Origin of the sequence: Kitasatospora sp. NPDC048296 (assembly GCF_043201815.1) — a bacterium.
GTDB lineage: Bacteria > Actinomycetota > Actinomycetes > Streptomycetales > Streptomycetaceae > Kitasatospora.
Genome location: NZ_JBICZB010000005.1, coordinates 1 through 12,101, shown reverse-complemented (window position 1 = coordinate 12,101; position 12,101 = coordinate 1). Strand labels below are relative to the sequence as shown.

The following is a 12,101-nucleotide window of genomic DNA, read 5'->3' as shown; positions in this document are numbered from 1 at the left end:
AGGTCCCCAACCCGCACCCGCCCTCCCACACCCCGCCGCGCCCCGCCCAGCCCCGCGCCCCCTAATCCGTCCGCGTGATCAGCAACAACAAGGCGTCATCCCGCAACTCCCCACCCGTGTGCGCCAGCAGGTCCGCGTACACCCGCCCCACCGCCGCCTCCAGCTCCCCCGCCGAGCGCGCGGCTCCCCGTACCAGCGGCCCGACCCGCTCCGCCAGCGGATAGAACTCCCCGCTCCTGCGGTGCCGCGCCTCGATCACCCCGTCCGTGCAGAGCACCAGCACGTCCTCCGCCCCGAACGGCTGCCCCCAGGTGGTCGGCTTCCCGGCCGCCAGCCGTCCGAGGCCCAGCGGCACCCACGGGTCCGGCGCGTCCAGCACGTGCGCGTGCCCGTCGCCGTCCACCCGGATCGGCGCCACGTGCCCGTACTGCAGCAGCTCCATCTCCCCGGGTGCGCGGAACTCCGCGAACAGCGCCGTGGTGAACTCCCCGTCCGGTACGTGCCGCTCGACGCTGGCCTCGATCCGCGCCGCGACGCCCCGCAGCCCGGCCTCGTCGTACGCGGCCTCACGGAACGCGCCGAGCACCACCGCCGCCGTCTGGACGGCCGCCAGCCCCTTGCCCCGGACGTCCCCGACCGCGACCCGCGTCCCGTGCGGCGTCTCCAGCACCGAGTACAGGTCCCCGCCGATCCGCGAGGCGTCCGCCGCCGACACGTACCGCACGGCCAGTCGCAGCGGCCCGACGGCCGGCCCCGGCAGCCGTAGCAGGGCCCGCTGGGCGGCCTCGGCGACGGAACTGACCGCCGCGAAGGCCGCCGCCCGCCGCATCCGGATCTTGGCCACCCAGGCCGAGAAGACCGTCAGAACCAGGTAGCTGACCATCGCACCGTAGAGGAAGCGTGCGTCGTTGATGTTGTCGACCTGGTCGTAGCGACTGACTCCGTAGACCGCGAGCAGCCCGACCGAGCAGACCGCGAGCAGTTCGCGGGGTTTGAGGGTGAGCGCGGCGACGGCCGGGACGACGGTCATCAGGGGCGCGAGGTAGCGGTCCTTGCCGGAGAGGAGGTCCGCGAGTCCGACCAGCAGGACGGCGATCAGCGCCGGGGTCGCCCGCCGCCAGAACGGCACGTCCTGGAGGTCGGCGGCCAGCAGCGCGTCGCGCTGCCGGTCCGTCGGCAGTCCGGCGGCGGTGGGTGCCGAGGGCGACTGGGCACGGCGGATCGGAGACACATATCGAACATAAGGGACGATCGCGGCGCCGAACCACCCGCCCGCCCCATCGGGCCCGCCCTCGTCCCGATCGGCCGCCGCCCCTCCCCACACCTGTCCAGATCGCACCCACTTGCCTGATTTGTCATAAAGTTCGACCAACGTGGCTACTCAGAGGAGGCCCTTCCCGGTGTCCGGTTACCGACCCACTCACCGCCTCTCCACCCCTCGGGCCGCTACGGCCGCCAGGCCCCACCACTGGTTCACGTTCTTCCTGACCGGCCTGGCACTCTGGGCCTGCACCGTCCTCGTCACCTTCTTCACCGACAACAGCAACCTGGTCCCGACGATCGTGCTGCTCGGCAGCTTCCTCGTCCCGGTCACCGTGGTGATCTGGGCGTACGAGCGCTACGCCGCCGACCTGGGCCCGGACCGGATCCTCGCCTGCTTCGGCATCGGCGGGATCATCGGCGTCCTGGGCGCCTCGGTACTGGAGAGCTATCTGCTCTCGCCCTCGGTGTGGATGTACGTCGGCGTCGGCCTGATCGAGGAGGCGGTCAAGCTGGCCGCCCTGGTGACGGTCAGCCGACGGCTGCGGGTCGGCGGCCTGCGGTACGGGCTGGTGCTGGGCGCCACCGTCGGTGCCGGGTTCGCCGCCTTCGAGAGCGCCGGGTACGCCTTCAACGCGGTGCTGAGCATCCAGGGCCTCTCACTGAACGACCTGGTGGAGACCGAGATCCTGCGCGGAGTGCTCGCGCCGGTCGGCCACATCCTGTGGACCGCGATCATCGGCGGGGTGCTGTTCCGCGAGCGGCACGGAGGCCACTTCCGCTTCACCGTCCCGGCCCTGCTCACCTACCTGGGCGTGTCGCTGCTGCACGCCCTCTGGGACTCCACGGGCGGCATCGCCGTCTGGCTGGTCGCCCGGACCACCACCAGCGCCTTCCAGCGCGCGCTGTTCGACCTCGGCTACATGCCCGACCCGACCAGCGAGCAGGTGCACCTGTACACCGCCTACGACACGGCCGGTCTGCTCCTGGTGTCCCTGGTCGGGCTGCTCTGGCTGCGCCTGCTGCTGCGACGCGAGCCCACGGCACCGATCCCGGCCCAGTACCCCTCCTCCCCGGCCTGACCACCCCGGTCGTCTACGATGCGATCCACCTCACCCACCCCTCCCAGAAATACCCCAGAGGGGTATTGTGTTGTTCGAGAGACAGCAAGACCCGCACCGACCCTCCGGAGGCCCCCGATGTCCAGCACCATCACCTACACCGTGTCCGGCATGAGCTGCGGCCACTGCGAGAAGGCGATCAGCGAGGAGCTCTCCGCGCTGGCCGGTGTCACCGAGGTCGCCGCCGACGCCCAGGCCGGTACCGTGACGGTCTCCTCCGCCGCCCCGCTGGACGAGGAGCAGGTCCGCGCCGCCGTCGACGAGGCCGGCTACGAGCTGGTCGGCCACAGCGCCTGAGCCACCACGGTACGGCGGGGTCCCGGCCGAACGGCCCCCGCCGTACGCCCCCACCAAGGAGCTGATCCGCATGAGCACGTCCGCCCCGGATGTCGGGGCCCGGGACCGGGTCGAGCTGTCGATCGGCGGGATGACCTGCGCCTCCTGCGCGGCCCGTATCGAGAAGAAGCTCAACCGGCTGGACGGCGTCGAGGCCACCGTCAACTTCGCCACCGAGAAGGCCCGGGTCGACTACGGCCCCGGCGTCTCGGTGGAGGACCTGATCGCCACCGTCGAGCGGACCGGCTACACCGCCGAGCTCCCGCCGCCCCCGGCCCCCGAGCCGGCCGCCACCGCCACCGAGCGGCCCGCCGACCAGGACCCCCGCTACGACCGGCTGCTGATCAGCGCCGTGCTCAGCGTCCCGGTGGTCCTGCTGTCGATGGTCCCGGCCCTGCAGTTCACCAACTGGCAGTGGCTGGCCTTCGCACTCACCGGCCCGGTCGTGGTCTACGGCGGCCTGCCCTTCCACCGCGCCGCCTGGACCAACCTCAAGCACGGCGCCGCGACCATGGACACCCTGGTGTCGCTCGGCACCCTGGCCGCCTTCGGCTGGTCCTGCTGGGCGCTGTTCCGGGGCCACGCCGGCATGCCGGGGATGCGCCACGACTTCTCGCTGTCGATCGGCGACACCGACGCCTCCTCCACCCTCTACCTGGAGACCGCCGCCGCCGTCACGGTGCTGATCCTGCTCGGCCGCTACTTGGAGGCCCGTTCCAAGCGCCGGGCCGGCGCCGCCCTGCACGCCCTGCTCGACCTCGGCGCCAAGGACGTCGCCGTCCTTCAGTTTGAGGGGGGCGGCCGCGAAGCGGCCTCGGACAAGGGTGGTGGTGGGCGACGGGTGGGACGCGAGGTCCGGCTGCCGGTGGACCGGCTGGCCGTCGGCATGCGCTTCGTGGTGCGCCCCGGCGAGAAGGTCGCCACCGACGGCACGGTGGTCGAGGGCAGTTCCGCCGTGGACGCCTCGATGCTCACCGGCGAGTCCGTCCCGGTGGAGGTCACCGTCGGGGACGCCGTCACCGGCGCCACGGTCAACGCGGGCGGCCGCCTGGTGGTCGAGGCGACCCGGGTCGGCGCGGACACCCAACTGGCCCGGATGGCCAAGCTGGTCGAGGAGGCCCAGAACGGCAAGGCCGCCGCCCAGCGCCTGGCCGACCGGATCTCCGCCGTCTTCGTCCCGGTGGTCATCCTGATCGCGCTCGCCACCCTGGTCGGCTGGCTGCTCGCCACCAGCAGTCCCACCGAGTCGTTCACGGCCGCCGTGGCCGTGCTGATCATCGCCTGCCCGTGCGCCCTCGGACTGGCCACCCCGACCGCGCTGCTGGTCGGCACCGGCCGCGGCGCCCAGCTCGGCGTCCTGATCAAGGGCCCGGAGGTCCTGGAGTCCACCCGCAAGGTCGACACCGTCGTGCTGGACAAGACCGGCACCGTCACCACCGGCCGGATGACCCTGCTCGCCGTGCACACCACCGAGGGCGTCACCGAGGCCGAGGCGCTGCGCCTGGCCGGCGCCGTGGAGCACGCCTCCGAGCACCCGATCGCCCGCGCGATCGCGGCCGCCGCCGCCGAGCGGACCGGTGCGCTGCCGGTGGTCGAGGACTTCCGCAACGTGCCCGGGCAGGGCGTGGAGGGTGTCGTGGACGGCCGTACGGTGACGGCCGGGCGCGAGGCCCTGCTCGCCGACCGCGCGCAGCACCTGCCGCCCGTCCTGGCCCGCGCCAAGGCCGGGGCCGAGGCGGCCGGCCGCACCGCGGTCGCGGTCGGCTGGGACGGCGAGGCCCGGGCCGTCCTGGAGGTCGCCGACGCGGTCAAGCCGACCAGCGCCGAGGCGATCGCCAAGCTGCGGGCACTCGGCCTGCGCCCGGTGCTGCTGACCGGCGACAACCGGGCGGTGGCCGAAGCGGTGGCCGCCGAGGTCGGCATCGACCCGCAGGACGTGGTCGCCGAGGTGCTGCCCGAGGACAAGGTGGACACCGTCAAGCGGCTGCAGGCCGAGGGCCGGACGGTCGCGATGGTCGGCGACGGCGTCAACGACGCGGCCGCGCTCGCCCAGGCCGACCTGGGCCTGGCCATGGGCACCGGCACCGACGCCGCCATCGAGGCCGGCGACCTCACCCTGGTCCGCGGCGACCTGCGCTCGGCAGCCGACGCGATCCGGCTCTCCCGCCGCACCCTCGCCACCATCAGGGGCAACCTGTTCTGGGCCTTCGGCTACAACGTGGCGGCGATCCCGCTGGCCGCCGCCGGACTGCTCAACCCGATGATCGCCGGGGCCGCGATGGCCTTCTCCTCGGTCTTCGTGGTCACCAACAGCCTCCGGCTGCGCCGCTTCCAGTCCGCCTGACGACACCGAGCCCGAACAGCACGAAGGCCCCGGACCGACGACCGGTCCGGGGCCTTCGCCGTGCCTCAACGCCCCAGCAGCTCGCCGCCGTTGCAGTGCAGGATCTCGCCGGTGATGAACCCGGCCTCCGGCGAGGCCAGGAAGTGCACCGCCGCCGCGACCTCACCGGTCTCGCCGATCCGGCCGAGCAGCGTGCGCGCCGCCCGGCGGGCCACCTCGGCATCGTCCAGCCGCGGTCCGAAGAACTCGGTGCCGCTGACCGTCCCCGGCGCGACGATGTTGGCGGTGATCCCCGAGGTCCCCAACTGGGCGGCCAGGAAGTGGTTCCAGGCGTGCAGCGAGGCCTTCGCGGCGCCGTACGAGCCGGCCCCGCGCAGGGCGGCGATGGAGCTGATGGTGACCACCCGGCCGGAGCCGGGGGTGAGCCGGTCCCGGATCGACTCGGTGAGCAGCACCACGGTCAGCACGTTGCGCTCGAAGTCGCCGCGCCAGCGGGCCAGCAGGGCGTGCGGTCCGCCGCCGACCACGGTCTCCCGGCTGCCGGCGTTGTTCACCAGCACGTCGATCCGCTCGGGCAGTCCGCCGAGCGCCGCCTCGACCGCGTCCGGGTCGGCGAGGTCGCACACCAGCGGGGTCACCTTCGGTCCGAGCTCGGCCGCGGCCTTCTCCAGGACCTCCCGGCGCCGACCGACGATCACGACGTGCTCGCCCGCCTCGGCGAACCGCCGCGCGACTTCGTACCCGATTCCCGTGCCACCGCCGGTGACGACGACGTTCCTGGCCATCTGCGCACTCCCTCCCCAGTTCCGCCGCCGCACTGCAAGGGTGCACGACGGTCCGTACCGGAATGCCACGATTCCTATCACGCTCGGTTGCCGTGACTGCGGGGAGGGTGACGTCAGGCGCGAGGGAAGGTGTGATATGAGCGCGGAACGACGCGCCTACGGAGCGTGGCGAGAGGCAGCTCACACCTCTCGGCCGTAACTTCTCGCACGCTGATACGTCTTAGGTTGGTAGTGCGGCAGTTTTTCCGATGGGCCGGGGCGCGACTAACGGCAATGCGTCCCTCATCCAGCGGCTGTCGCCGACGGGGCTCCGGCGGGCCCCGGGAACGGTCGTCGGTCTCGACGGCCTTCGCGCACGGCGCCGGGGTTGTGGCGGGCCAGGGACGCTTTGAGCGGCCGTCCCCGGCTGCGGCCAGCCCCGGAGTCGTGCGCTGTACGGTTCCGTCCCCGCGCGGGCCCTTCCGGGTCCGGGGCGCGGGGACGGCGAAGGGGCCCGGCCGCTCAGCAGCGGCCGGGCCCCTCTCCGTTCAGTCGCGGTGCGTCAGCGCTGGTCGAGCGCGACGTAGTCGCGGATCGCGGTGCCGGTGTAGATCTGACGCGGACGGCCGATGCGGCTGGTCGGGTCGTTGATCATCTCGTGCCAGTGGGCGATCCAGCCGGGCAGCCGGCCGAGGGCGAACAGCACGGTGAACATGCTGGTCGGGAAGCCCATGGCGCGGTAGATCAGGCCGGTGTAGAAGTCCACGTTCGGGTACAGCTTGCGCGAGATGAAGAAGTCGTCCTTGAGGGCGTGCTCCTCCAGCTTGAGCGCGATCTCCAGCAGCTCGTCGTTCTTGCCGAGCTGGCCGAGGACCTCGTGCGCGAGCAGCTTGACCTGCGCGGCGCGCGGGTCGAAGGCCTTGTAGACGCGGTGGCCGAAGCCCATCAGCTTGACGCCAGCTTCCTTGTTCTTCACCTTCGTGATGAACGCGTCGACGTCGCCGCCGTCCTTCTGGATGCTCTCCAGCATCTCCAGCACGGCCTGGTTGGCGCCGCCGTGCAGCGGGCCCCACAGGGCCGAGATGCCGGCCGAGATCGAGGCGAACAGGTTGGCGTGGCTGGAGCCGACCAGGCGCACGGTGGAGGTCGAGCAGTTCTGCTCGTGGTCCGCGTGCAGGATGAGCAGCTTGTCCAGGGCGTTGACGACGACCGGGTTGAGCTCGTAGTTCTCGGCGGGGACCGCGAAGGTCATCCGCAGGAGGTTCTCGACGTAGCTCAGGTCGTTGCGCGGGTAGACGAAGGGCTGGCCCATCGCCTTCTTGTACGCGTACGCGGCGATCGTCGGCAGCTTGGCCAGCAGGCGGACGGTCGACAGGTGGCGCTGGGCCGCGTCGAAGGGGTTGTGGCTCTCCGGGTAGAACGTGGAGAGCGCACCGACCACCGAGGACAGCATGGCCATCGGGTGGGCGTCCCGCGGGAAGCCCTGGAAGAAGCGCTTGACGTCCTCGTGCAGCAGCGTGTGCTGGGTGATCTCGCGGTTGAACTCCGCCAGCTGGTCCGCGTTGGGCAGCTCGCCGTTGATCAGGAGGTACGCGGTCTCGATGAAGCCGCCCTGCGCTGCGAGCTGCTCGATCGGGTAGCCGCGGTACCGAAGGATGCCGTTGTCGCCGTCCACGAAGGTGATCGCGGACTTGTACGCAGCGGTGTTACCGAAGCCGTTGTCCAGGGTGACCAGGCCGGTCTGCGGGAGCAGCTTCGAGATGTCGAAGCCGGAGTTGCCCGCAGTGCTCTCGACGACGGGGTACTCGTACTCGCCGTCCTGGTACCGCAGTACTACCGAGTTGTCGCTCACGTCTTCCTCACCGACGAAATGAATCCTCTTCCAAGGTGCCCTGACTGTCTCTACCATCCCCCATCCGGAGGACAGTCGCGCACCCGGGGTGGCCCGGAAGGGCCCGCCCCTACAAAACCTGCCGCCGCAGCCGGTACGAACCGGACAAGATCGGCACCACCCTAGGCTCTGCCGTAAATCTCTTCACGTCAAGAGAACCTTAGAGGCAACCATCCTGTTGGATAATCATCCAGAAGCAAGCCGATGATCGAGGGCCGCGTGCCGCCGACCTGCGCTGACGGCCCGCACGGCCTGCGCGATCGCCTTCCGTGACCCGACCAGCACGACGAGTTTTCTGGCCCTGGTCACCGCGGTGTAAAGCAGATTTCGCTGGAGCATCGTCCAAGCGGACATGGTGACCGGAATCACCACCACCGGATACTCGCTGCCCTGCGAGCGGTGGATCGTCACCGCGTACGCGTGGGCCAGCTCGTCCAGTTCGTCGAAGTCGTACACCACCTCCTCGTCCTCGTCGGTGACCACCGTCAGCCGCTGGTCGTCCGCACTGAGGGCGGTCACCACTCCCACTGTGCCGTTGAAGACGCCGTTCCGCCCCTTGTCGTAGTTGTTGCGGATCTGGGTGACCTTGTCCCCCACCCGGAACGTCCGCCCGCCGAAACGCCGCTCCGCCAGCCCCTCCCGGGCCGGCGTCACCGCCGCCTGCAGCAGCGTGTTCAGGTTCCCCGCCCCCGCCGGGCCGCGATGCATCGGCGCCAGCACCTGGACGTCCCGGCGCGGGTCGAAGCCGAACTTCTGCGGGATCCGGCGCGCCACCACGTCCACCGTCAGCCCGGCCGCCCGCTCCGCGTCGTCCTCCACGAACAGGAAGAAGTCCGCCAGACCCTCCGTCAGGGGCGGCTTCCCCTCGTTGATCCGGTGCGCGTTGGTCACCACCCCCGACTCCTGGGCCTGCCGGAAGATCCGGGTCAGCCGCACCGACGGGATCGGCCCGTCCTCGGCCAGCAGGTCCCGCAGCACCTCCCCGGCGCCCACCGAGGGCAGCTGGTCCACGTCCCCCACGAACAGCAGGTGAGCGCCCGGCGGGACCGCCTTGACCAGCTTGTTCGCCAGGATCAGGTCCAGCATCGAGGCCTCGTCCACCACCACCAGGTCCGCGTCCAGCGGCCGGTCCCGGTCGTACGCGGCGTCCCCGCCCGGCTTCAGCTCCAGCAGCCGGTGCACCGTCGAGGCCTCCACCCCGGTCAGCTCCGACAACCGCTTCGCCGCCCGGCCGGTCGGCGCCGCCAGCACCACCTTCGCCCGCTTGGCCAGCGCCAGCGTCACGATCGACTTCACCGTGAACGACTTCCCGCAGCCCGGACCGCCCGTCAGCACCGCGACCTTCCGCGTCAGCGCCAGCCGCACCGACTGCTCCTGCTCCGGCGCCAGCTCCGCCCCCGTCCGCTTCGCCAGCCACTCCAGCGCCACCGGCCAGTCCACCCCGGCGAACCACGGCATCCGGTCGGAGTCCGAACGCAGCAGCCGCAGCAGCTGGTTGGCCAGCGAGATCTCCGCCCGGTGGAACGGCACCAGGTAGACCGCAGTGATCGGCTCGCCCGCCTCGCCCGGCACCGTCTCGCGCACCACACCCTCGGCGGCGACCAGCTCGGCCAGGCAGTCGATCACCAGCCCCACGTCCACCTGCAGCAGCTTCACGCCGTCCGCGATCAGCCGCTCCTCCGGCAGGTAGCAGTGCCCCTGGTCACTGCTCTGCGACAGCGCGTACTGCAGCCCCGCCTTCACCCGCTCCGGGCTGTCGTGCGGGATGCCCACCGCCTGGGCGATCCGGTCCGCCGTCAGGAAGCCGATGCCCCAGACGTCCGCCGCCAGCTTGTACGGCTCGTTCTTCACCACGCCGATCGAGGCGTCGCCGTACTGCTTGTAGATCCGCACCGCCAGCGAGGTCGACACCCCGACCCCCTGCAGGAAGACCATGACCTCCTTGATGGCCTTCTGCTCCTCCCAGGCCTCGGCGATCTTCCTGGTCCGCTTCGGTCCCAGTCCGGGCACCTCGATCAGCCGACCCGGCTCGTTCTCGATCACCTCCAGGGTGTCCACCCCGAAGCGCTCCACGATCCGCTCGGCGAACCGCGGCCCGATTCCCTTGATCAGCCCCGAGCCCAGGTAGCGCTGGATGCCCTGCACGGTGGCCGGCAGCACCGTGGTGTAGTTCTCCACCACGAACTGCCGCCCGTACTGCGGGTGCGAGCCCCACCGGCCGTGCAGCCGCAGCGACTCCCCGACCTGCGCCCCCAGCAGCGCGCCCACCACCGTCAGCAGGTCGTTCGCGCCCCGGCCGGTGTCCACTCGGGCCACGGTGTAGCCGGTCTCCTCATTGGCGTAGGTGATCCGCTCCAGCACGCCCTCGACCTGCGCCAGCTGGCGCGGCGCCTGCTGCGTCTGCTGCCCCGACTGCGGCTGCTTGCCCACCGGAGCCCCCTCTTCGACCAGTACGGGTGGACCCTTCCGTTACGCACCGTACCGCCCCCCGCCGACAAGCCCGGAACCGCGCGGAAGCCGGCGGGAGGGCCGGCCGGGAAGCCCGGCAATCCCACGGAAGCCCGCCGTGCACCGGCCCCTCCGAGGTGTCAGGCTGGGAGGTCCAGGGGATCTCGACCGCGCCCGCGACCGCACGGGCCCCGTCCGAGGAGCAGTGCCGCCATGCTCAACACCGCCTTCCGCCCCGGTTCCCCGGACTGGCTCGACCTGAGCAGCCCCGACACCAGGGCCTCCGTGGACTTCTACACCGCGCTGTTCGGCTGGTCCTTCGACTCGGCCGGCCCCGAGGCCGGCGGCTACGGCTTCTTCCAGCTCGACGGCCGCACGGTCGCCGCCCTCGGCCCGCTCGCCGAGGAGGGCGCCCTGCCCGGCTGGACCCTGTACTTCGCCACCCTCGACGCCGACCGCACCACCGAACTCGTGGAACAGTCCGGCGGCCGGGTCCGGTTCACCCCCTTCGACGTCTTCACGGCGGGCCGGATGGCCGGCTACACCGACCCGACCGGTGCCGACTTCGCGGTCTGGCAACCCCGCGACACCCGCGGTCTGGACCTCGTCAACGACGAGGGCAGCTTCTGCTGGGCCGAGTGCTACAGCATCGACGCCGAGCGGGCCAAGGCCTTCTACCGCGTGGTCTTCGGCTGGCAGGAGCAGGACGTCCCGCTCGGCGAGGTGATCTACACCGTTCTCACCCCGGCGGGCGGCGGCACCGACGACGCCCACGGCGGCATCATGCAGCTCGGCCCCGAACACACCGCGCGCGGCACCGGCTCGCACTGGCTCCCCTACTTCGAGGTCCCCAACGTGGACGCCAGCCTCGCCATCGCCGACACCCTCGGCGCGAAGGTACGGATCCCCGCGACGGACGTCCACGGCGTCGGCCGCCTCGCCCAGCTGCTCGACCCGCACGGCGCCGTCTTCGCCGTCATCACGAGTGCCGGGCCCGGGGACTGACTCCGCATTACCGCGCATTGCCCCTCAGAAAGGCCATGAAGGGGTGCTACGGGCGTAGACAGGGGTGGGTCCGCCTCCCGGGGCCGCTCTAGTCTCTGATCATGACTGAAACGGCTGCTCTGACGATTCGACGGGCCACCGAAGGCGACCTGCCGGCAATCGTGGCCATGCTCGCCGACGACCCACTGGGCGCCACGCGGGAGAGCCCCGACGACCTCACCCCGTACCGCACCGCCTTCGCCCGCATCAACGGCGACCCGCACCAGCACCTGGTGGTGGCCGAACGCGCCGGCCGCGTGGTCGGAACCCTGCAGCTCACGATCGTCCCGGGCCTCTCCCGGGCGGGCGCCACCCGCACGATCGTCGAGGCCGTCCGCATCCACGCCGACGAACGCGGCAGCGGGCTCGGCACCGAACTGATCCAGTGGGCCGTCGAACGCTCCCGCGCGCTGGAGGCCGACCTCGTCCAGCTGACCTCGAACGCGACGCGGACCGATGCGCACCGCTTCTACGAGCGGCTCGGCTTCGTGGCCTCGCACCTCGGATTCAAGCTCAAGCTCTGAATCAAGCCCTCTGAATCAAACCCCGAAAAAGCGAAAAGGCCCCACCCGGAAACCGGGTGGGGCCTTTTCTGAATGATTGTTCGGCGGCGTCCTACTCTCCCACAGGGTCCCCCCTGCAGTACCATCGGCGCTGTGAGGCTTAGCTTCCGGGTTCGGAATGTAACCGGGCGTTTCCCTCACGCTATGACCACCGAAACACTATGAAACTGTCAACCGCACCAACCACCATCGGGTTGGGGTCGTTGTTTCAGAACAACACAGTGGACGCGAGCAACTGAGGACAAGCCCTCGGCCTATTAGTACCGGTCAACTCCACCCCTTACAGGGCTTCCATATCCGGCCTATCAACCCAGTCGTCTACTGGGAGCC

The 12,101-nt window shown here is 71.1% G+C and carries 9 protein-coding genes and 1 rRNA gene; 5 read left to right on the top strand and 5 right to left on the bottom strand.

Annotated elements, in window-relative coordinates:
• Positions 1-61 precede the first annotated feature (61 nt).
• Positions 62-1,231 (bottom strand): PP2C family protein-serine/threonine phosphatase, encoded by a 1,170-nt coding sequence (locus tag ACGF12_RS05370; RefSeq protein ID WP_393025787.1) that lies wholly within the window; start codon positions 1,229-1,231, stop codon positions 62-64.
• Between the two features lie 169 nt (positions 1,232-1,400).
• Here ACGF12_RS05370 and ACGF12_RS05365 point away from each other — a divergent pair, with 169 nt between their 5' ends.
• The 3 genes from ACGF12_RS05365 to ACGF12_RS05355 all read left to right on the top strand — a co-directional run bounded on the left by ACGF12_RS05365 (position 1,401) and on the right by ACGF12_RS05355 (position 5,061).
• Positions 1,401-2,342 (top strand): PrsW family intramembrane metalloprotease, encoded by a 942-nt coding sequence (locus ACGF12_RS05365; RefSeq protein WP_393025784.1) that lies wholly within the window; start codon positions 1,401-1,403, stop codon positions 2,340-2,342.
• Positions 2,343-2,459: 117 nt separating this feature from the next.
• Positions 2,460-2,678, top strand: coding sequence for a heavy-metal-associated domain-containing protein (locus ACGF12_RS05360; RefSeq protein WP_387622602.1), 219 nt, complete (start codon positions 2,460-2,462; stop codon positions 2,676-2,678).
• 70 nt (positions 2,679-2,748) lie between these two features.
• Positions 2,749-5,061 (top strand): heavy metal translocating P-type ATPase, encoded by a 2,313-nt coding sequence (locus ACGF12_RS05355; RefSeq protein ID WP_393025781.1) that lies wholly within the window; start codon positions 2,749-2,751, stop codon positions 5,059-5,061.
• A gap of 65 nt (positions 5,062-5,126) precedes the next feature.
• Here the strand turns inward: ACGF12_RS05355 and ACGF12_RS05350 are convergent, their stop codons facing one another.
• The 3 genes from ACGF12_RS05350 to ACGF12_RS05340 all read right to left on the bottom strand — a co-directional run bounded on the left by ACGF12_RS05350 (position 5,127) and on the right by ACGF12_RS05340 (position 10,146).
• The gene (locus ACGF12_RS05350) at positions 5,127-5,846 is read right to left on the bottom strand and encodes an SDR family NAD(P)-dependent oxidoreductase (protein ID WP_393025779.1); all 720 of its coding nucleotides are present in this window, start codon (positions 5,844-5,846) and stop codon (positions 5,127-5,129) included.
• A gap of 541 nt (positions 5,847-6,387) precedes the next feature.
• On the bottom strand, positions 6,388-7,677 hold the full coding sequence (locus ACGF12_RS05345) for a citrate synthase (RefSeq protein WP_393025776.1): 1,290 nt from the start codon (positions 7,675-7,677) through the stop codon (positions 6,388-6,390).
• 225 nt (positions 7,678-7,902) lie between these two features.
• On the bottom strand, positions 7,903-10,146 hold the full coding sequence (locus ACGF12_RS05340) for an ATP-dependent RecD-like DNA helicase (RefSeq protein WP_393025773.1): 2,244 nt from the start codon (positions 10,144-10,146) through the stop codon (positions 7,903-7,905).
• A gap of 231 nt (positions 10,147-10,377) precedes the next feature.
• Between ACGF12_RS05340 and ACGF12_RS05335 the strand changes: the two genes are divergently transcribed.
• On the top strand, positions 10,378-11,169 hold the full coding sequence (locus ACGF12_RS05335) for a VOC family protein (RefSeq protein ID WP_393025770.1): 792 nt from the start codon (positions 10,378-10,380) through the stop codon (positions 11,167-11,169).
• 101 nt (positions 11,170-11,270) lie between these two features.
• Entirely contained in the window at positions 11,271-11,732 is a 462-nt protein-coding gene (locus tag ACGF12_RS05330; RefSeq protein WP_393025767.1) for a GNAT family N-acetyltransferase, read from the top strand.
• A 78-nt stretch (positions 11,733-11,810) separates the two neighbouring features.
• Here ACGF12_RS05330 and rrf read toward each other — a convergent pair.
• Positions 11,811-11,927: ribosomal RNA gene (gene rrf / locus ACGF12_RS05325) — 5S ribosomal RNA — on the bottom strand.
• Positions 11,928-12,101 lie beyond the last annotated feature (174 nt).